The sequence below is a fragment of the Shewanella sp. HL-SH8 genome (genome assembly GCF_051165765.1).
Lineage (GTDB): Bacteria > Pseudomonadota > Gammaproteobacteria > Enterobacterales > Shewanellaceae > Shewanella > Shewanella glacialimarina.
Genome location: NZ_CP195039.1, coordinates 1,160,429 through 1,181,220, shown reverse-complemented (window position 1 = coordinate 1,181,220; position 20,792 = coordinate 1,160,429). Strand labels below are relative to the sequence as shown.

Here is a 20,792-nt window from a genome sequence, read left to right as displayed (position 1 = left end):
TATTTCAGCATCCTTAACAATATCTAAGTAATGCTTATTAAAAACAGTGCTTACAAGCAAAAAAAAGCTTTAGACCTTAACACATTAAATAAGTTGCAGAAAAGTTAAACTAAAGTTGCACTAATAAAAAACTGTCCTAACCTTAATAGTGAATATAACCTCACTGTTAAGGTTTTTCTATGAAAAAGAAGATAGCAATTGTCATCAGTTCACTATTTCTGGCATCGCCAGCTGTAGCTGAAGTGAATATTTCAGGCTTTGCTTCGGTCGTCGGTGGTCAAGTGCTCGAAGGCTCCGGCGTTGAAGAGTTTGATTTAGGCCCCTCATTTCTAGCAGATTACCCTTTAGTGGGCGTCTATGAAGAAGAAATCAGTTTTAACCCAGATACATTAATTGGTATTCAATTCAGTGCCGATTTGATGGAAGGCTTATCAGCAACAGCTCAAGTAGTATCAAGAGGCGCTAATGATTTTTCTGCCGATTTTGAATGGGCTTATGTATCGTATGATGTAAACGATAACTGGACATTACAAGGGGGTAAAAAGCGTCTTCCCCTCTATTATTACAGTGATTTTTTTGATGTCGGTTATGCGTATACTTGGATTAGACCGCCTGCAGACAACTATACTTGGCAAATATTTAACTACAATGGGGTTAGTGCACTTTACAACTATTTAGTTGGTGATTGGACCGTGTCTGGTCAAGTTTATTACGGTAAAGAGGAAAGTGACCCAAATAAACTGTTATCTGAGTTTTTCTTTTTAGAAAGTACCCGTGAAATTTGGAAAGATATTGGCGGTATCGTTGTTCAATTTAATCGCGATTGGTTAGATATTCGCTTAACCCATATGCAATACACTAATGAACGCTATATTGATGATGTGCAACAAGAGTGGGATGGCAGCACAGAGCGAAAAGGTAAGTTTTATGGGTTATCGGTCAATATCGATTATGAAAACTTTATCTTATTAACTGAATTAAATCGTCTGTCTTTACAGGGTGACGATCTAGATACTTACTTAATCACCCTTGGTTACAGAATTAGCGATTTTACCCCTTACGTTTCTTATTCTGACTTTAATGACGGTGTTGGTGGCGAAGTTCATAATACGACATCATTTGGCGTACGTTGGGATTTTCATCCTTCTGCTGCCCTTAAAGTGCAATATGATGACGTAGAAGATAATGGCGGGCCGGGCTTAAAAGTTGCCGGTGATGCTAAAGCGGTTTCTGTTGGTATTGACTTAGTATTCTAGGAGAGAGATATGAATAAATTACTATGCTCAATCCTGTTGAGCTTAATATCACTGCAAGCATCCGCGGCAATTGCGGTTATTGTTCACCCGAGTAACGCTGACAGTATCGATCAAAAATATATCGAAAACATCTATCTTGGTAAAGTAAAGTCGTTCCCCAGTGGAGAGCAAGTTGTCCCAATTAATATGGATGCGTCACAGGCGGCTAAAGAGACATTTGACTCTGCTGTATTAAGTAAGTCAGCAAGTCAGCTAAAAGCTTATTGGTCGAAGAAAATGTTTACTGGTAAAGGGACACCACCCAAAGAAGTATCCAGTACCGAGGACATGATCAAATTGATCTCTTCAAACCCAAGTATGATTGGTTATATAGACAGCGGCTCAGTGAATGACACAGTAAAAGTGGTTGCCGAGTTTTAGGCCTATCAATATTTTAGAGTCAGGCGGCGATATTTACACGGTTAAGATAAGCTAAAAAAATGCCAGCGGTAACTTAAACGTTATCGCTGGCATTTTTTATTATGTTTAATTATTTTTTCATGCTTATAACTTTTGCTGACGCGCTTGATGCAGCTTCTTGTAGCTTTCAATCAGCCTTAAATGCGGCTCGATCCCTTCTAAATTGATACTGGTTTTAGTTAAACCGTAAAAACGTACCTTGCCCGAGACAGACCCAACCACATTCTCCATTACCTCAGCACCAAACATTCTATTAAAGTTACCGATAAAGTGTTCTAGCGCTAAGTCTTCATCTAAGGTCACTTCAAGCACGGCATTGACCGCTTGATAGAATAAGCGGCGTTGTACAGTATTGTCATTAAACTGCAAAAACTCCTCGACTAATTCCAGGGCATCTTCATGCTGTCCTAGTGCCAAGTAAATCATTATTTTGAGTTCAATAATGGTTAGCTGCCCCCAAACCGTATTCTCATCAAAAACGATACCAATTAAGGTACCAATATCTGTCTGGTTATCAAGCTGGCTTTCTTCTAAACGATTAACTAACTTGCCTAGGGCTTTAGTGCTTAACGAGTGCAGGTTTAAAATATCCTCACGATAAGCAAGCGACTTATTGGTGTTGTCCCATATTAAGTCATCCACTGGATACACTTCGGAATATTCCGGCACTAATATACGGCAAGCTGAAGCGCCTAATTCTGTAAATTCAGCGATATACACTTCTTTACCCATAGCTTCTAAAATACCGAACAGTCCACTCGCTTCTTCTTCACTGGTGCCGGAGAAATCCCATTCACAGAACTCATAGTCATACTTGCTGCTAAAGAAGCGCCAAGATATTACCCCTGTTGAATCAATAAAGTGCTCAACAAAGTTTTCAGGTTCAGTCACTGCCATACTATTAAATGTTGGTTTTGGCACATCGTTTAAGCCTTCAAAACTGCGCCCTTGTAACAGCTCAGTTAAGCTACGTTCTAGCGCAACTTCAAAACTTGGGTGTGCTCCAAACGAGGCGAATACACCACCGGTTCTTGGGTTCATTAAGGTCACACACATCACCGGGAATTGGCCTCCTAATGACGCATCTTTCACCACAATAGGGAAGCCTTGTTCTTCCAAGCCTTTAATGCCCGCTAGAATGCTAGGGTACTTTTCAAGTACCGACATTGGCACATCTGGTAGCACTATTTCTTGTTCAATGATTTGACGCTTTACTGCGCGTTCAAAAATTTCAGATAAACACTGCACATGAGCTTCTTCTAGGTTATTACCCGCGCTCATGCCATTACTTAAAAACAAATTTTCGATTAGATTAGACGGGAAATATACCGTTTCACCATCAGACTGACGCGTGTAGGGAATAGCACAAATACCGCGATCTTTATTACCTGAATTGGTATCAATCAGGTGCGAGCCACATAGCTCTTCATCTGGATTATAAATATCTAAACAATACTCATCTAATAGGCCTGTTGGTAGTGAGTCATCCTCTTCTAAAGCAAACCATTTCTCATTCGGATAATGGACAAATTCGCTATTGGCGATCTCAACACCATAGAATTGATCATTGTAGAAAAAGTTATTGTTTAAACGCTCAATAAACTCGCCCAAGGCTGAACACAGTGCGCTTTCTTTGGTGGCGCCTTTACCATTGGTAAAACACATAGGTGATGCTGCATCACGAATATGCAAAGACCACACATTTGGCACTATGTTACGCCACGATGAAATTTCAATTTTCATCCCAAGGTCAGCTAACATGGTGGTCATGTTTTGAATAGTTTGTTCAAGGGGTAAGTCTTTACCTAAAATAAAGGTACTGGAATCGCCTTCAACTTGCCCCATCAACATTGCGTTGGCATCGGCATCGAGATTTTCAACGGTTTCAATTTTAAATTCTGGACCTGTTTGCACCACTTTCTTCACGGTACAGCGATCGATTGAACGCAAGATCCCTTCGCGATCTTTATCAGAAATATCAGCAGGTAGCTCTACTTGAATTTGGAAAATTTGGTTATAGCGATCTTCAGGATCAACAATATTGTTTTGCGACAATCTGATATTTTCAGTCGATATATCACGCGCTTTACAGTACACCTTAATAAAATAGGCGGCACATAATGCTGACGAAGCTAGGAAGTAATCAAAGGGACTCGGCGCAGAACCATCACCCTTATAGCGAATAGGTTGATCAGCCGTGACGGTAAAGTCATCGAACTTGGCTTCTAGTCTTAAATTGTCGAGAAAATTTACTTTGATTTCCATTGAATACGCCTACAGTCATTCACGGCCAAACGGCCAAATTATCTAATTAAGATGAATTATCGGTGTTTTTGGCCCAATAGTCTTGGGTTTATTCAACAAAAAGTCTGAATTAAGCTGATAACAGCAAAGCATAATGGGAAAGATCAAAATAGAGCTGCAACATACTATGGGACGTTAATACTTTTATTTTTGCTTTTCTGACTCTCTCATCACCAAAAGAAACGTAAGGTACATTTTAGTGGGCAATGACAGCACCATGCCAAAGGCAACGCACATGGCGCTGATAATAATGCCTTTTACGCCCATGGCTTCAACGGTTTCACTGAAGTTGTGTAGATAAATACCCGTCAGAATTAAGCTAATTCCTATCGTTATACTGGTTTTTAGTAACAAGATAAGCCTAGCATCAGTCACTTTTAACTCTTAATTTCGAGGATTACGTATAACTAATATAGTGCCCTTAAATGACCAATGCCACCGTGATTCAGATCATACCAGTAACTTTCTAACCTAACTTAATAACTTGACTTAAACTCTGTATTTGATGGATGGTTAATCACCATCAACGGATAACTGGGATAAATCTTGATCGGGTTTAGCATAACTTAAACGGCTTAATTGCTTGGTAGTGTGATAGCCATCAAGCCCTGATACAGCAACGGTTTCCAGTGACTCTATATCAAGATAGCCATCGGCTTTTAACGCTTGTTCAACAAATAAAACGTGGCTGATTTCACCAATCACTAAAATGGTGTTATTAATGGCGAGCGGGATAATCTCACGCACTTGCAAAGAAAACTTCAGCCGACTTTGTGCCACAAATGGCGCAGCAACATCGTTAATGTATTCAGCGGTTAAGCCCACTTGTTCAAATTCAGACACACCAACATCATAACGGGCGGAAGTTTGATGAGCCTGCTTATAAATCTGTGCCGAAACCTGATTAATAGTATAAACCCCAGTTTGTTTAATGTTGTCTAAGGTATCTCTGGGCACACCATCGGGGCGGATAATCATTCCCATTAATGCGGGATCTGCACCAATATGAAATGCTGAGCTAATCATAGATAAATTAGTTATGCCCTTTGCGTCTTGAGTGCCTACTAAATTGGCACTCTTAAAGCCCGATAAGCTGTTAATAAAACGTGCTCTAAAACGTGGTTCTAGCGCGGTTATATCTTCAGAAGTTAAGTGTTTCATTAATGGTTTATCCTAAATTAACAGGCAGATAGTATCTATTATGTCTTATAGCGCTGATAAATTAGCCAATAAGTGTTCCGCATGGTCTAAAATAATCTGGCGATCTTCCGCTGGTTTTTTTAACCAATTGCCGTAGACCATTTTAGTGCGTGGATTTGCGCTAAAGTCATTTTGATGCCGGCTCATAAAGTGCCAATACAATGAGTTCAGCGGACAAGCATTGGCGCCGTGCGCCTTAGCGACTTGATAGACACAGTCACCGCAGTAATCACTCATTTTATTAATGTAGTTACCACTGGCCGCATAGGCTTTTGAGCCTACAATACCGCCATCAGCAAATTGACTCATGCCTCTAGTATTGGGCATTTCAACCCACTCAATAGCATCGATATAAATGCCTAAATACCAAGCATCGACCTCATCGGGTTGAATGCCGGCGATTAAACAAAAGTTGCCTGTGACCATCAGCCGTTGAATATGATGTGCATGGGCATATTCAAGCGATTGCTTGATTGCATGGTGCTGGCAATTCATTTTAGTATTGCCGGTCCAAAACCAATCGGGTAGCGACCTTGATGCGCCAAGTGCATTTAACGTTGAATAGTCCGGCATATTGGCCCAGTAAATCCCCCTCACAAACTCGCGCCAACCGATTATTTGCCTCACAAAGCCTTCTATTTGCGCTAGGGTTATTTCGCCATTAGACGACTCAAAATGTGCAATAGCGGTATTAACAACGCATTGGGGACTGATCATTTTAGTATTAAGGGCGAAGGACAACCGTGAATGATAAAGGGTCCACTGCTTAGATTCGCCCAAAGTATCTAATTTAGCCGTCATTGCATCTTGAAACTGTCCGAATCTGACTAAACAAAAACGGCAAAAATGCTCTAAAAGAGATAATGCTTGTTGCCGGTTGACTGGCCACAACAAGGTGGTATTCACTTCACCTAGGGTATGGATGTTATGCCGTTGAATTCGTTCCCATATTGATGTGACATCATTACTAAATAACAAGGGTTCAGGTACAGAAACAAAGTCTTTGGGTTTTAATTTTTGACGATTTTGCTGATCGAAATTCCATTGGCCTCCAGTAGGTTCAGTCCCTTGCATCATCACATTAAATCGTAGTCGCATTTTACGGTAAAAGTGTTCTAGCCGATGTTTTTTATCCTGCTGAAAATAGTCAGACAACTCAGCATCCGTTAAATAAAAATGCTCGGTCTCATAAGAGGTTGCTGTGATAGTTAACCCTTGAGTAAAAGTATCAAGTTGCTTTCGTAAGCGGTATTCATCAGCAAGTTGATATTCAAATTCTGTAACACTGTAACGCTGAAATAAGGCCGTCAGTAATGCTGTTAAGTCTTGATATTGCGCAGTGTCATCTAAGGTTAGGTGCAATACACGATGGCCCACCTGTTCAAGTGCGCTGGCAAATTGTGACATAGCAGCAAAAAAGGCTGATATTTTTTGGGCATGATGCTGGGTATAACTGGCTTCTTGGTGCAGCTCGGCAATAACATATAAGGTATGTTGATCTTTTTCACGAAACCAAGAATGCGAGGCATTAAGTTGGTCGCCTAAAATTAACCGCAACCTTGTTGCTGACTTCATCTCTTACTCCGGTTCACTGTCTGAATGGGCATTATTTGATCTATTCTGGTATTAATACTACTGGGCTTATCGGGGCGCAAATTAGCATGTTCAACATCGCTACCCTCAGTTAGGTTTGGAAGTATAGCTTTACGTTCACCAGCGCAGCGTTTAGAACAATATTTAACGTTTTGCCAATCCTTTTGCCATTTTTTACGCCAGTTAAATGGACGTAAGCACACCAAACATATCTTAGACGGAAGCTGGGATTTTTTCATCTAATCTGGCCTCACATGACGTTGCAAAAGTCGATAAGCTTCCCGCTTAACCTCAGGCTTAGTGCGCCACTGCCAAAGTAAACTTTGGGCCGCTTTATAGGTTTCACCTAAGTCGACTATCGGTGCAGGATAATCTGTACCTATGTTAACTTGATACATCATTTGCTCCATGGCAGATAACTGCCAAGGTGAATGAATTAAAGGTGCAGGTATTTCGGCAAGTTCTGGCACCCAACGTTTAACAAATTCACCTTGAGGATCTTTTTCCAGCCCTTGCTTAACAGGACTATAAATCCGAATAGTATTAATACCGGTCACCCCAGCTTGCATCTGAAATTGGCTGTAATGTATACCTGGCTCGAAATCTAAGAATAACCGCGCTAAATGTTTAACCCCTAAACGCCAATCTATTTGCAGGTGATGAGTTAAAAAACTGACTAACATGGCGCGCATTCTAAAATTAATATAACCGGTATGATGCAAGCAGCGCATACAAGCATCAACCATAGGCACGCCAGTTTGACCTTGCTCCCATGCAAGCAGTTTATTATCAGCATCATCACCGTGAGCACGTGGTAGGTTGGTATAACCTCGATTTACTGGACGAAATTCCATCTCAGATTCACTTTCAAACTTCTGAATAAAATGACAATGCCAATGTAATCTCGAACTCAGTGCCACTAAGCTTCGCCGCCAGCCTTTGGTATGCCAATGACTAAGCAGATGCTGATAAACTTGACGCAGACTGATATTACCCCAGGCAAGATAACTGGATAAACGTGAGCAATGCTGCTGGCTCAGTTCCGGGCTAGACAAACTATAGGCATAAGACTGACCACGACCTTGAAAAAATGATTCAAGCGTTTGCCATGCCATGCTTTCGCCCCCAAGTTGAAAGTCACCTTTGTCCTGGTTAAAGTATTGCGCAACATCAGCCAGCGAATGGCAAGCAAGCGGCTCTATTAGCCAGTTTACTGTGGCTAAGTTTATCGACTCAAATTGATAACGCATCACCTGTTGCCAGTACTTATCCCAATGTTGACGATTAGGTAAACCGCGAATAACCGCCGCATAGGGCGTTTCATACCACGCAATATCTTCTATATCGCACCAATGTTTAATATCAATATCACGATCAAAGGTCACCTTTAGACCCACTTCTTGATGGGAAAATAACTGCGTAATACCATACTTATGGTGCAAATCAGACAAAGTTTGTATGGCTGGATCTGCACTGCACAGTAAACTGCCTTGGGGCAACTTAGTTTGCATATCAGTCATAGATTCAATAATAAATTGCCAGTGCCTTGTCGAATAATGTGGGTCATTAACTAAAATTGGCTCAAAGCAATAAACCAGCAGCACCGGTAAGCCGCTATTAATTGCATTAACTAAAGGCTGATGATCAGATAGTCTTAAATCTCGTTTTAACCATACAACGGCTATAGACATTAACTTTCCTCTGAAGACATTTCAGCAGACATTGGCCAATCTGCAGCATCAACTGAATCTAAATGACACACTCCCTGCTCGCCCTGCCATTTTTGAATAAATACATTGTCCGGATCATATGTTTTACTTTGTTTGGCGATATTAAAATGACGACCACCTCTTGGGTCTGCGCCCACGCCGGCAATGTATTGCCAATTACCCCAGTTTGAAGCGACATCATAATCGATAAGTTGTTTTTCAAAATATGCCGCGCCATAGCGCCAATCAACGCCTAACTCGTTGACCAGACAACTGGCGACAATTTGCCTTCCCCGGTTGGACATATATCCAGTGGCATTGAGTTGCTTCATACAGGCATTCACCAACGGATACGGTGTTGTGCCATGGCACCACTTTTGAAAACGTTCAGGAAAGTAACTGGTTAATGGCGCGGTTTGCTTGCCTCCTTTGAAGTTAAATAATTGCGTTGCTAGCCTCAAGGCTAACCAATGGAAATATTCTCGCCAAAGTAATTCAAAGCCTATCCAATAGGTAGAATCATTAGCACCATGTTGAGCTTCATATTGCCGCACAGCAGTCCAAATTTGGCGAGCAGAAAGATTACCATGGGCTAAAAAAGGGCTAAATTTAGTCGAGTTATCAAAACCATCCAGCTCATTACGAGTCACTTTATATGTGCTGGGTAAATCGCTACTGAAGTAGTGATGCAAATGCTTGAGCGCACTTAGCTCGCCACCTAACATCAATGACTTTTGTTGATGCTGACCTGCCAAAAATAAAGGCAATCCTACTTGGTGTTGATCAAACAAAGCGGTGTCAATAACGAATGGATTGGGCAGTGTATCTAACCAGGTTTGGCAACATTGAGACACTTCAAGACGGTATTTTTCCACCTTGCGCCTGAACTGCGAGAAACTCGAAAACTCAGTATCGAATTCATTCATTTGCTCATAACTGAATAAGCTATCACTCCACTCTGACACAAACTTCACTTGTGTTAGCTTTTGCTTTAGTCGCTGCCAAAGTTTGATTTCATTCCAACCGACATTATCTGAATAACCGACTAAGTTAATTTTGTTTGATTGCACAATATGAGAAATCACCACATCAGGTTTGCCATAACAAACATGCAGTTGGTGACCCAAAAAGCTAAGTTGACTGCGGAGATCGTCAAGCGACTGCAGTATAAAATCAAGTCGATGCTGGCCGATAGAAGTTTGCTGGTAGTTATTCGCTTTCAATAACATAGGGTCAAACACATACACAAAAGCGATTTCAGTGCTTTGACGGATCAAGGCACTCAAAGCGAGGTTATCTTTTAATCTTAAGTCGTTGGTAAAACAAAACAAGCCGCGATATGAAGACAAGTCATACTCACAATGTCAGTGAAACATGATTGTTGTACGAGCTAAATTAAAAAAAAGTTTAGTCTTGTGACTCTATATGGTGTCAGTTTCTAATGATTAATGTGCTGAAAATTATTATCTATTCAAGACAGCATTAATCAGTCATTAAAAAAGGCCATCAATATTAGTTGATGGCCTTTAAAGTATTCAATTTGAGCGATTAACGCTTAGGTTTTCTAGATGGGCTAGGTTTACCTTTACCGTTTTGTGCCTGGCCTTTAGTTTGCCCCCTTGGCGCTCCTTTTGCCTGACCTTTATGTTTTGTGCTGCGATTATGCTGCATGAAGTGTTCTGGCCCTTCAATTTTATCGCGCAATGATTCGGTTTTAGGCTTAGGTTTTGGCTTTTTCTTGGCCACAGACTTTTTATCTTCTGATGATGAGTCTTTTATCATCTCAAACAACACATCAAGCTCTTGCTTATCTAAATCGCGCCATTCACCAATGGGTAACCCTTTAAGGCTAACGTTCATAATTTGTTGGCGTTCAAGCTTAGTGACTTCAAAACCAAAATGTTCACACATACGTCGAATTTGGCGGTTTAATCCCTGTACAAGTACAATTTTAAAAGCATAAGGTGCAACTTGTTCAACTTTACACTTTTTCGTTACTACACCTAGAATAGGTACACCTGCAGCCATACCTTTAATAAAGCTATCGGTAATCGGTTTATTAACCGTAACCACATACTCTTTGTCGTGATTATTACCTGCCCGAAGGATTTTATTAACCAAGTCACCGTTATTCGTCAAAAAGATTAACCCTTGCGAGTCTTTATCTAACCGACCAATAGGAAAAATACGTGTTGAATGATTAACAAAATCAACAATATTGTCGCGTTCAGTTCCTTCTGAAGTACTAACAATGCCCACTGGTTTATTCAGCGCAATAAATACCAGGTCTTCAGCATCCTTAGGTTCGATTTCGTGACCATTAACCTTAACTTTATCGCCAGCGTTAACATGATCGCCTACCTGGGCACGCTTACCGTTAATAAATACATTACCTTGCTCAATATAACGGTCGGCATCACGTCTTGAGCAAATGCCACTTTCGCTGATGTATTTATTTAGGCGGATAGCTGAATCTGTCACTTTAGAATTCCTATGGGTAAAATTTGTCAATCAATGCCGTTATATGCTCATGATGTCAACACAGTAAAAATCAACATTACAGAGGTATCAATATAAGGATCAATACAAGGCTTAACGTCGATGCTGAGTTTATCAATTTTTAGATGCCTTGCATAAGCCTGAATACACAATAATGAGGAAATTGAAGTTGCAACAAATACCTGAGGCTATTCGCCCTAAAAGTAACCGGTATATGTGAGCTACATAGGGGCATCAAATGATTTATGCCATCACAACAAGCGATAACTTAAGGAAACGCCGTAATTAAACAGTGGTAATAATGTGGGGGGAGTATTAATAGGTTTAAAATAGACTTGCTGAAATAGAACAGTTAACAATAAATGGGCTTAAAATAGGATGTACTGGCAGTAGATTTGCCGGAGAAAGTCTTACTTAATGTCAAATTTTAGGCAAAAAAAAAGCGCAAACAGTCGCTAGACTATTTGCGCTATCTTACTAAAGTAAGAACTTACTCAGCAGTAACGTTAGCTGCTTGAGGACCTTTTTGGCCTTGTTCTACTTCGAAAGATACTTTTTGGCCTTCAGCTAAAGTTTTGAAACCATCTGAAGTGATTGAACGGAAATGAACGAAAACGTCCGCGCCGCCGTTATCAGGAGTAATAAAGCCAAAACCTTTATCTTCGTTAAACCATTTTACTAAACCAGTTGTTTTAGACATTTTGTGTCCCTTATATAATAATTAATAAATCTATCGCGAAAATGCGATGCACTGAAGCTTGAATTATTGAATGTGACTATAAAGCTAAGGGAAACACTGTGGATAACAACGATAAAACGAAGAGATCTAAAGCTTTTCTTTTACTTAATATTCATTAATAACTCTGTTTGCCAGAGCAGGCTACATAATACCTCAGTTTTGATTATTGTAAAGACTTAATTAGTGCAAATTTATAAATACACCGTCTTTATTTTAAGCCAATACAATCAAACTGCTGCAATACAGTGATAACCAACTCTCTCGCCTAAACATTCTAGTACAGAGAATTCGGTCTTTCCATTTCTTTGTTGCACTATTTTTAAGGGAACAACCCTTGTTTTAACAATGTGCCTCAAACTGAAAAACTGAAGAAGCTCTGATTGGCCATATAATTCATGGAATTGGTGAAATTTGTCTTACTAGAGTGCAGATATAGCTATCCATTACGGATACTTATTATAGGAATAAAAAAATAGCGGATAAAAAAGTAGGTCATAGAAAAGTAGCGAATAAAAAAGTAGCGAATAAAAAAGCGCTACTTTTTGTTTATATTAATTAACTAAGTTGATTAAACCTGCGCAAGTTTAACAACCAACTAGATCAATCAGTTGCTAAGTTAAAAGGCCTTTTAGCTAAAAACTAGTTACCCCAAGGATTTTTAGGGTCTTGCGATGGCGCTGGTCGATTGCTACTAGAACGTTTGTTCTGTGCATAAGCGTCTTGGGTTCTTGGCTTATCTTTACCATATTTAGGGCGACTATTATTTCGCTTCATCTCTTGATAATCCGATGTCGCTTTGTCACGCATCTCAGCAACTAATTCCACGGTTAGCTCTTGAGGTTTACGCGGCATAATGCCATCAAAAAATCCGCGTTCTCGAGGTTTTAACTCAAACTGCGCCGCACTGCCTTTAGGCATACGTTTAAAACGATAAAGGTAAAAGTTTTCTACGCGTTCCCTAGCCCATTCAGTCTTTTTTAAAAACTTCACAGCGGCTTCCATACTTGGGTTAGTGTGAAAACACTCTAAACGCAGTGCTGCGTAAAGGATTTTCCAATCGTAAAAGTCAATTAGCTCTGTCACCATGGTTTCTAATTTTAAACCATGTAGTGGGTTATTCTGTTGTAATTCAATCATAAAGAGTTCCAATAACCGAATTTTCGGTTTTTTTGTAGCAAAAACGACAACGGTATCAATATCAATCTATTCAATATGAGCCGCCGAATACACCTATGATAGCAAATAATCATATCACTCAGCCATCATCCTTATCTCAGCGAACCGCTAATATAAAAATAGCTTAGATATAAAATCTAAGCTATTGCAATCATATGAGTAAAACCCTTATCCGAGTAACCCCCATATTAAGCGGCCCAAAAGAGGCCTATGCTGTGTGGTAATGCTCTAAAATTTTACCTAAACTTTCTGATGCTTTAGATAAATCTTTAACACTATTTGACGACTGCTTTGCCAGGTCTTTAATTGTATTGGCTTTTTGACGGATATCGCTTAGCTCCGATGCAATATCATTTGCGACTGCACTTTGCTGCTGCGATGATGCTGCAATCTGGAAGCTCATATCGATGACGACTTGAGAAGACTCGTTAATTGAACTGACATCTGTACCAATAAGACTCACAAGCTCGCTACTGGTCTGTGCTTGCTTAACAGTATTCTGAGTAATACGGTCCATATTGTTGGTTTCTGATTGTAAGTTTTCAATCATAGTATGAATTTCTACCGTTGCAGCCTGAGTTCTACTGGCTAGGGTACGGACTTCATCGGCCACTACCGCAAAACCACGCCCCATTTCGCCTGCGCGCGCAGCTTCAATAGCAGCATTTAACGCCAATAAATTAGTTTGCTGGGAAATAGCATTAATAGTAGTGATGACATCATTAATATTAACCGCGTTTGTTTTTAGCGTATTAACTGACTCAGAGGTTTGCTCAATAAGCACTGATAATTGCTCAATCTCACTAATCGCTTTTTGGACTCGCTCAAAGCTTTGACTAATAGATTTTGAGTTTTGCTCAACTTGACTGACTGATTTCTGCGAGATGCTAGACACCTCGGCAGCAGAAGCGGTCATTTCCTCCATTGCCGTAGCAACCGAATCAAGAGATGAATACTGGTGATCAATTTGCAATTCGCTTTCATGGTTTACATTGGCAAATGAATTTGACGTACTGTTTAATGTTTTAGCATTCGCTTTAACTGTAGTGACCAGCTCACTTAATGTATCCATGGCTTTATCAAGTGCACAACCAATGGTACCAAACTCATCCCGGCCGGGATGGAAACCTAATCGAGAGGTAAGATTACCCTTGCCAATGTTTTCGGTCGTATTCCAAAGCACCCACAGCGCCCCGCCAATAAAGGTAGCATTCCAGTAAGTAATTAACCCGAAAGGCAATAGCCATAACAGGGTTAAAAACGCACTCGTTAACGCATCACTTTTAGCTGCGGCTTCTTGATTGGCAACAGCTTCAGTCAAAGCGTAATTCTCACCAGATGTTGCACGCATAACAGCAGTGATAGAGTCTCGGTTACGGCTTGACTGAGATAAGCCTGTAGTTTGAATATTTAATTTATCTAACTTATCTGTTTGTTCAGCACCATCAGTCGCTTGCAAAATACCTTTTAATTGGCTTTCAAGCATAAATTGTGACTGCTGCTCTATTAGGTTGATATTGTCTTGATAACGAAAAGTCGCTAGGCTGATTATTGCAAGTGCAAAGACACCAAATATGACCCAAAATTTGTCATTAATAGACATTTTAATAAATATTTTATCAATACTACGAAAATCAACTTCTTTCATACTTCAGTCCAACTCTTTAGTGATGACGGCATTTATGCAATCTTAGATTAAAAATGTACAAATGACAGCAAGGATAAATATAATATCTACATAGGACAAAAAACATGGCATTTGAGGTACATCATAAACATATCTTTTAGTATAAATAAACGTCACATTTACTTTGATGTAGAAAAACCCTCGTTTGGGCATTCCATCCTACGCATAATTACGGTATAAGGACGCAATGAAAATCCCAAAAAGAATCCAACCTCTGGTTGAAGAAGGCTTGGTGGACGAAGTCCTCAGTCAATTAATGAGTGGCAAAGAAGCTACTGTTTATGTCGTGCGTTGCGGCGAGGATATTCGCTGCGCCAAAGTTTATAAAGATGTAGACAAGCGAAGCTTTAAACAAGCGGTGCAATATCAAGAAGGCCGTAAAGTTCGTAATAGTCGCCGCGCTAGAGCAATGGAAAAGGGATCTAAATTTGGCCGCGATCAACAAGAAGAAGCTTGGCAGAATGCCGAGGTCGATGCACTGTATAAGCTAGCGGATGCAGGCGTACGTGTGCCTAAACCTTATGGCTGCTATTCAGGCGTATTGTTGATGGAATTGGTCACAGATGATGACGGTATGGTAGCACCGCGCCTAAACGACGTTGAAATGACGACCGAAGATGCCATTCGCGATCATGCCAGCATGATTGAATATACCAAACTGATGTTATGCGCTGGTTTAGTTCATGGCGATTTATCTGAGTTTAATGTTCTGGTTGACAGTAACGGGCCAGTCATTATCGACTTACCCCAAGCGGTTGATGCCGCCGCCAATAATAATGCAGAATGGATGTTTGCGCGTGATGTGAACAACATGACCAATTATTATAGTCAGTTCGCTCCAGAGCTTGCTGTGACTAAGTATGCTAAAGAAATGTGGGCATTATTTGAAGCTGGTGAGTTAACGCCACAGTCAAAACTGACTGGCGAATTCCAGGAAAGTGAACATATTGCCGATGTAGGTGCTATTCTTGAAGAAATTAATGCTGCTAGGGAAGAAGAGCAAGAACGCTTACAGCGTATTGTTGATGCAAACTCAGACCAAGACTAGCTAATACGTAACAAGCAAAAGGGGAAATATTCATTTCCCCCTTCATTCCCCCTTCAATTAATTTTTTACACTGCATTACTCATATATACGTTAGAAATATGTATGACTTATGCTGTTGTGCAAATTATCTAACTCGATCTGCATTTGATCAATAAACTCGTGCAGCTTGTCTTGCTTAAGTTTTTCGGGCTGAGCTGACATCAATTGCTGATTAGCTCCTTGCAATGCCTTAGTAATCTCTTGATTACGAGGTAAGCGCTCTAGTCTGCGTGCAATTTGACGCAAAGCATGACTTAGTGAACGAGGAAAATGCTCTTCTTGCAGCAAAAATCGCAACACATCAGCACGGTTAATGCGTAAACGCATTTCACGGCGATACATTTGATAGGCCGTCAGTGATTTTAATACACTCATCCACTGAATATTATCAAAAGCCGACAACTCATGCTCGAGATCAGGCAACAAAGAAGCGGAACGCACATCAATAATACGGGTAGTCATGTCTGCACGCTCAATATTACTGCCGATACAAATAAACTCATAACAATCATCATGGGTCATTGTGCCGGCCAGCATACCGATAATTGTTTGGTTGGCTAGAATGATTCTATTCAAATATTCATAGCGTAGACGTCTGGAAAATACATTCTGCTGATTTTCTGTGGCATATAAATATAGTGCATTAATTTGCTCCCAGGCTTCACGCGGAATAATCTCCCTAATGGTTCGAGCATTTTCACGAGCAGCGCTAAGCGAACTAATGATCGAGCTGGGATTGGTTTTATCGGTAACCATAAAACTGATAACCGCGTGCTCAGTGGCGTCATCGTGTAAGGAATAAAATAACTCGCGATTAGACAAAATATCAACAATCGGCTCCCAACCTAACACTACACTTTTAGGTAAATCCAATAACAGGTGAGAGTTAACATTGATGATGCGAGCGGTATTTTCAGCTCGCTCTAAATAACGTGCCTGCCAGTATAGAGTGCTGGCGACCCTTGAAAGCATGCTCATATTGACTCCATATCTACAATCCAAGTATCTTTACTGCCACCACCTTGTGACGAGTTCACCACGGTGGACCCCTTGCGCATTGCGACTCGGGTTAAACCACCAGCAGTCACCGTGACATTTTTGCCACTTAATACAAAAGGACGTAAATCAAGGTGACGGGGCTCTACTTTGGTATCAAACAACGTAGGTGCAGTAGATAGAATCAACATAGGTTGAGCGACGTAATTTCTTGGGTCTTCAGCGATTAACTTTCTGAACTCTTCATGTTCTTCAGCTGAGGCATGAGGCCCAATTAACATGCCATAACCACCGGATTCATTGGCAGGTTTAACGACCATTTTTTCAATATTATTAAGAACGTATTCGCGCTCTTCATCAATGAAACACTTGTAGGTAGGCACGTTCGCAATAAGCGCTTCTTCGTCTAAGTAGTACTTAATAATATCAGGCACATAGGCATACACCACTTTATCATCTGCCACACCAGAACCAGGGGCGTTAGCTAAAGCAACATTACCGGCTTTCCAAGCACGCATAATGCCGGGAACACCTAACGTAGACTCAGGATTAAACACTTCTGGGTCAAGGTATTCATCGTCAATACGGCGATATACTACATCCACCCGTGACAAACCTTCAATGGTACGCATATAGAGAATATCGTTGTCATCGACGACTAAATCACTACCTTCGACTAACTCTGCACCCATTTGCTGGGCAAGATAAGCATGTTCAAAGTAGGCAGAGTTATAAATACCGGGAGTCAACACCACTATTTCAGGCTCTTCAATGTCTCTTGGGGACATATCTGCAAGCATGTCATATAACTGTGAGGGATAATCGTCTATCGGTAAAATATTATATTTTTCAAACATCTCAGGAAACACTCGCTTCATTACTAAGCGATTTTCCATCATGTAAGACACCCCTGAAGGGACTCTTAAGTTATCTTCTAATACGTAAACAACACCTTGATTATCCCTGACCAAATCAGAGCCACAAATATGTGCCCACACGCCAAGAGGCGGGGTAAATCCTTCACATTGTGGTAAGAAGTTTTTTGATTTGTGCAGAAGATCGGCGGGGAATACACCATCTTTAATGATGTTTTGGTCGTTATATAAATCGTTAATAAACATATTAAGCGCTTTAACGCGCTGCTTCAAACCTATCTCTATTTGTTGCCACTCTCTTTTATCGATGAGTCTTGGAACAATATCAAACGGCCATGCGCGATCGATTGAGCCTTCTTCATCATTGTATACTCTAAAAGTAATACCCATGACGTGAATAGCGGAATCTGCAGCGGCTTTGTATTCAATTATTTCTGTGTCAGAAAGAGAAGTTAAATAGTTACACAGATCAATAGCGTAGGGTCTTGGTGCCCCTGAAGTTTGAACAAGTTCATCGTGAAAGTTTGCGACATTATAATCATTCCATTTAATAGCCATACATACCTTTTCGATTGCTTTTCAAAGGTTCACTATACGCAAAAATGATTACTTTTATTGAATTAATTCATTTTAATTAACATTTAATCCATTATATTTTACAATTTATCGGAGAAAAAAACACCCATTTCTCCGATAAACAAGCAACTTTTAAGCCCCTATTTCACTGTTATCATCGGTAATAATTTCATGAATAAAACGCAGTTTATCCAATGCTGTAATCGAAATAACAAAGGGATAAGCATCGTCCATTCCCATGCTACGATTCAAGGCATTTAGCACTGCAGTTAATCGACACCAATCATTAAATAAATGAGTAAAACTAGACGCTGTATAGGTTTGGCTATAATCATCAGTGTTGACTAACGGGTTAGCAACCATGTTGCCAGACACGCTAAATTGGAAGTCATTAGCAGTTTCAAGTGTATCAACCATATGTAAATAATGGGCCCATGTTTCAGCCCAGTCTTCCCATGGATGCATACTGGCATAAGCACTAATCCAAACGTTCTGCCAATTGTTAGCGGGGCCATCTTGATAATATTGGCTCATAGCATTGGCATAATCTAAGCGTTCATCACCAAATAATGCTCTAAAACCGTCTTGGTGAGGCGAATTTTTAATTAAACGATCCCAAAAATAGTGACCTGATTCATGCCTAAAATGCCCAACTAAAGTACGGTAACGTTCTTCCATCATTTCGCGCATTTGAATACGAGATGCAGAATCTGCTTCATCTAAATTAATGGTAATCAACCCTGCACTATGGCCAGTAGAAACATAATTTTTAACCGTTAATTCGTTACCGTATTCGTCTTCAACTTGATTTTGTAAAAATGCGAATCCTAAACCCGATATCGGATCAGTCGTTCGATTAATAATAGGCAAATTTAGCTTAAGCAAAGTATAAAGCAGACGCCTTTTCCCCTGCTCCATACGAAACCAAAGCTTAATATTATTTGGGTCAGAAAGATTAGGGATCACTTCTGTCAGGCGACAAGACACACATAACTCATGGCTATCTTGAATAGGTACCATCCAGTTACAAACATCATACTGAGAATAATTTTTACACTGACGGTATAACAAACCATTACTAGATGACTGCAGCTGCCCATTACGATTTTTGGTGAATGCACTGAGTTGTTGGTCATCTGGGATAAAACCCAATAACAAACTACATGAAACACACTTGCTATTAGCAAAGTGTAACGTGCTTCCACATTGACAAGAAAACGTCTTCAAGCGTGAATTCCTTAGTGTGCATACTAAAACAGGTATAGCTGAGCATGATGAGCTAATTTACCTAAAGTCGCAATGCAAGAAAAAATTAGCAACAGGGTAAAGTTAATTATGTAATCTAATTACGTATATTCAATAGTACGAAAAACAGATATAGTCAAAAATCGCGTCTTAACTTGAATAACCCGTACCTAAAAAATCGTTCTGGTAAATTATGTGAGTCTAGCCTTTATTTATATAAAACAAGGTACCATTACAAACAGTCTATAGCGTACATACTGCTGTCTATTTAATCACCTTTAATAACTAGCGATATACCAGATAGAAAGCTAGGATTAAGCAGGTCTAATGAAATATTAATCTCTGCGCATGGGAATTCATTTTTCACTCAATACCAAAGCAAAATTAGTGGTCAATATGATATTGAAAAATACATTGTTATTTACTCTGCTATTCTGTTGCCAGTCGTATATCGTTTGGGGGCAAAATGCACAATCTATTTGTCCTGAACCGATAAAGGTCGGCTTTAATGATTGGGCACCTTACTCTTGGGTTGACGACTCAGGTAAAGCTGTTGGACTGGATATCGACATGCTTACCCTTGTTGCTAATAATCTTGGCTGCCAAGTAAAATTTATCCACATGCCGATTAAGCGTGCTCACCAAATGTTAAAATCTGGCACTTTAGACATGATGATGGGGGCAAGCTACACAAAAGAACGAGAGAAGTATGCCTTTTTTACTCAATCATACCGAGATGAAGAAATAAGATTGTTTACCAAGGCCGATACCTTGCCTCAAATAAGCATAGATAAATGGCAGGATATTTTTAGTCTAAAATTGAAACTACTAGTGCCGACATATGGCTGGTATGGGAAAGACTATTTACAGTCAAAAGCAGAATTACACAATCAGGGCTTATTAGTTATTAGCCAAGATGCGGCACAATCTGTGCGGATGCTCGCCTATAAAAGAGGTGATATTCTGATTGGCGACTCCATTTCTTTACCTTACATAGCCAATCAATCAGAGGGGCTTGCGCTAGAACCATTGCCTCTTCTTGTTGACAGCAATAAAATTCATTTCATGTTGAGCAAACAAACAAAAAGCTCTGGCTTATTACAGGAAATAAACAATGCCATCTTAACCCTATCAAACCGCGGGGCATTAGCAAAGATGGTTAACAAATGGCAGAATATCTCTGTCGCACAAACCCCAAAAACATCTACTGAAGAACCAATCCAAGCACCTGCTGTTATAGACAATCATGGTGCTTTCAATTATACGGGCCAAGGGCAGCTAAGCCGTTAGTGATTCATGACTAACACTGCAGCTTTAGGCTAGCGTTTTCCCCTTAATCGCGCTGAAGTTATTACTTTAGAATAACAAAGTTAGCGTTAGATTATGTGTTT

At 40.1% G+C, this 20,792-nt stretch carries 17 protein-coding genes and 1 pseudogene; 4 read left to right on the top strand and 14 right to left on the bottom strand.

Translation table 11 applies throughout. The annotated features are described in order from the left end of the window. The first annotated feature begins 179 nt into the window (after positions 1-179). Both ACRWQN_RS05310 and ACRWQN_RS05305 read left to right on the top strand, forming a co-directional pair. Positions 180-1,256, top strand: a complete 1,077-nt coding sequence (locus ACRWQN_RS05310) for a porin (RefSeq protein WP_434928325.1) — start codon at positions 180-182, stop codon at positions 1,254-1,256. Positions 1,257-1,265: 9 nt separating this feature from the next. Continuing rightward, a complete protein-coding gene (locus tag ACRWQN_RS05305) occupies positions 1,266-1,676 on the top strand; it encodes a phosphate ABC transporter substrate-binding protein (protein WP_434928324.1) in 411 nt (136 codons plus the stop codon). A 123-nt stretch (positions 1,677-1,799) separates the two neighbouring features. Here ACRWQN_RS05305 and ACRWQN_RS05300 read toward each other — a convergent pair whose 3' ends face one another. The 11 genes and pseudogenes from ACRWQN_RS05300 to ACRWQN_RS05250 all read right to left on the bottom strand — a co-directional run bounded on the left by ACRWQN_RS05300 (position 1,800) and on the right by ACRWQN_RS05250 (position 14,583). Further along, positions 1,800-3,980, bottom strand: coding sequence for an OsmC domain/YcaO domain-containing protein (locus tag ACRWQN_RS05300; protein ID WP_434940012.1), 2,181 nt, complete (start codon positions 3,978-3,980; stop codon positions 1,800-1,802). 183 nt (positions 3,981-4,163) lie between these two features. Further along, complete coding sequence (locus ACRWQN_RS05295) at positions 4,164-4,394, bottom strand: hypothetical protein (protein ID WP_434928322.1); 231 nt, start codon at positions 4,392-4,394, stop codon at positions 4,164-4,166. Positions 4,395-4,532: 138 nt separating this feature from the next. After that, complete coding sequence (locus ACRWQN_RS05290; RefSeq protein WP_434940011.1) at positions 4,533-5,180, bottom strand: flavin reductase family protein; 648 nt, start codon at positions 5,178-5,180, stop codon at positions 4,533-4,535. Between the two features lie 45 nt (positions 5,181-5,225). Then, on the bottom strand, positions 5,226-6,794 hold the full coding sequence (locus tag ACRWQN_RS05285; RefSeq protein ID WP_434940010.1) for a cryptochrome/photolyase family protein: 1,569 nt from the start codon (positions 6,792-6,794) through the stop codon (positions 5,226-5,228). A 125-nt stretch (positions 6,795-6,919) separates the two neighbouring features. Continuing rightward, a pseudogene (locus tag ACRWQN_RS05280) lies at positions 6,920-7,051 on the bottom strand (DUF2256 domain-containing protein); the annotation flags it as partial. Then, positions 7,052-8,503 (bottom strand): deoxyribodipyrimidine photo-lyase/cryptochrome family protein, encoded by a 1,452-nt coding sequence (locus ACRWQN_RS05275; protein WP_434940009.1) that lies wholly within the window; start codon positions 8,501-8,503, stop codon positions 7,052-7,054. After that, complete coding sequence (locus ACRWQN_RS05270; protein WP_434940007.1) at positions 8,503-9,870, bottom strand: DASH family cryptochrome; 1,368 nt, start codon at positions 9,868-9,870, stop codon at positions 8,503-8,505. Before ACRWQN_RS05270 ends, ACRWQN_RS05275 begins: the two co-directional genes overlap by 1 nt. 199 nt (positions 9,871-10,069) lie before the next feature. Further along, positions 10,070-11,002 carry a 23S rRNA pseudouridine(2604) synthase RluF gene (gene rluF, locus ACRWQN_RS05265; RefSeq protein ID WP_434940006.1) on the bottom strand — a complete coding sequence of 311 codons (933 nt, stop codon included), beginning with the start codon at positions 11,000-11,002 and terminating at the stop codon, positions 10,070-10,072. Positions 11,003-11,510: 508 nt separating this feature from the next. Next, positions 11,511-11,720 (bottom strand): transcription antiterminator/RNA stability regulator CspE, encoded by a 210-nt coding sequence (gene cspE, locus ACRWQN_RS05260; protein ID WP_226411051.1) that lies wholly within the window; start codon positions 11,718-11,720, stop codon positions 11,511-11,513. A gap of 678 nt (positions 11,721-12,398) precedes the next feature. Then, positions 12,399-12,896 carry a VF530 family DNA-binding protein gene (locus ACRWQN_RS05255; protein ID WP_434940005.1) on the bottom strand — a complete coding sequence of 166 codons (498 nt, stop codon included), beginning with the start codon at positions 12,894-12,896 and terminating at the stop codon, positions 12,399-12,401. Positions 12,897-13,143: 247 nt separating this feature from the next. After that, positions 13,144-14,583: a methyl-accepting chemotaxis protein gene (locus ACRWQN_RS05250; protein WP_226411055.1), complete on the bottom strand. Its 1,440-nt coding sequence runs from the start codon at positions 14,581-14,583 to the stop codon at positions 13,144-13,146. 226 nt (positions 14,584-14,809) lie between these two features. Between ACRWQN_RS05250 and ACRWQN_RS05245 the strand changes: the two genes are divergently transcribed. Continuing rightward, complete coding sequence (locus ACRWQN_RS05245) at positions 14,810-15,670, top strand: PA4780 family RIO1-like protein kinase (RefSeq protein ID WP_434940003.1); 861 nt, start codon at positions 14,810-14,812, stop codon at positions 15,668-15,670. A 90-nt stretch (positions 15,671-15,760) separates the two neighbouring features. Here ACRWQN_RS05245 and ACRWQN_RS05240 read toward each other — a convergent pair whose 3' ends face one another. The 3 genes from ACRWQN_RS05240 to ACRWQN_RS05230 all read right to left on the bottom strand — a co-directional run bounded on the left by ACRWQN_RS05240 (position 15,761) and on the right by ACRWQN_RS05230 (position 19,383). Continuing rightward, a complete protein-coding gene (locus ACRWQN_RS05240; protein ID WP_434940002.1) occupies positions 15,761-16,687 on the bottom strand; it encodes an alpha-E domain-containing protein in 927 nt (308 codons plus the stop codon). Next, positions 16,684-18,138, bottom strand: a complete 1,455-nt coding sequence (locus tag ACRWQN_RS05235; RefSeq protein WP_434940001.1) for a circularly permuted type 2 ATP-grasp protein — start codon at positions 18,136-18,138, stop codon at positions 16,684-16,686. The genes ACRWQN_RS05240 and ACRWQN_RS05235 overlap by 4 nt, the downstream gene beginning before the upstream one ends. Positions 18,139-18,288: 150 nt before the next feature. Next, the gene (locus ACRWQN_RS05230) at positions 18,289-19,383 is read right to left on the bottom strand and encodes a zinc-binding metallopeptidase family protein (protein ID WP_434939999.1); all 1,095 of its coding nucleotides are present in this window, start codon (positions 19,381-19,383) and stop codon (positions 18,289-18,291) included. A 414-nt stretch (positions 19,384-19,797) separates the two neighbouring features. On the opposite strand from ACRWQN_RS05230, the gene ACRWQN_RS05225 reads away from it, so the two are divergent. Next, a complete protein-coding gene (locus tag ACRWQN_RS05225) occupies positions 19,798-20,691 on the top strand; it encodes a substrate-binding periplasmic protein (RefSeq protein WP_434939998.1) in 894 nt (297 codons plus the stop codon). The last annotated feature ends 101 nt before the right edge of the window (positions 20,692-20,792 follow it).

Coding starts and splice junctions, on each gene's coding strand:
- ACRWQN_RS05240 (WP_434940002.1), bottom strand. CDS start 16,687: ATGAGCATGCTTTCAAGGGTCGCCAGCACTCTATACTGGCAGGCACGT.
- ACRWQN_RS05245 (WP_434940003.1), top strand. CDS start 14,810: ATGAAAATCCCAAAAAGAATCCAACCTCTGGTTGAAGAAGGCTTGGTG.
- ACRWQN_RS05235 (WP_434940001.1), bottom strand. CDS start 18,138: ATGGCTATTAAATGGAATGATTATAATGTCGCAAACTTTCACGATGAA.
- ACRWQN_RS05285 (WP_434940010.1), bottom strand. CDS start 6,794: ATGAAGTCAGCAACAAGGTTGCGGTTAATTTTAGGCGACCAACTTAAT.
- ACRWQN_RS05305 (WP_434928324.1), top strand. CDS start 1,266: ATGAATAAATTACTATGCTCAATCCTGTTGAGCTTAATATCACTGCAA.
- ACRWQN_RS05300 (WP_434940012.1), bottom strand. CDS start 3,980: ATGGAAATCAAAGTAAATTTTCTCGACAATTTAAGACTAGAAGCCAAG.
- ACRWQN_RS05225 (WP_434939998.1), top strand. CDS start 19,798: ATGATATTGAAAAATACATTGTTATTTACTCTGCTATTCTGTTGCCAG.
- ACRWQN_RS05250 (WP_226411055.1), bottom strand. CDS start 14,583: ATGAAAGAAGTTGATTTTCGTAGTATTGATAAAATATTTATTAAAATG.
- ACRWQN_RS05310 (WP_434928325.1), top strand. CDS start 180: ATGAAAAAGAAGATAGCAATTGTCATCAGTTCACTATTTCTGGCATCG.
- cspE (WP_226411051.1), bottom strand. CDS start 11,720: ATGTCTAAAACAACTGGTTTAGTAAAATGGTTTAACGAAGATAAAGGT.
- ACRWQN_RS05275 (WP_434940009.1), bottom strand. CDS start 8,503: ATGTCTATAGCCGTTGTATGGTTAAAACGAGATTTAAGACTATCTGAT.
- ACRWQN_RS05255 (WP_434940005.1), bottom strand. CDS start 12,896: ATGATTGAATTACAACAGAATAACCCACTACATGGTTTAAAATTAGAA.
- ACRWQN_RS05290 (WP_434940011.1), bottom strand. CDS start 5,180: ATGAAACACTTAACTTCTGAAGATATAACCGCGCTAGAACCACGTTTT.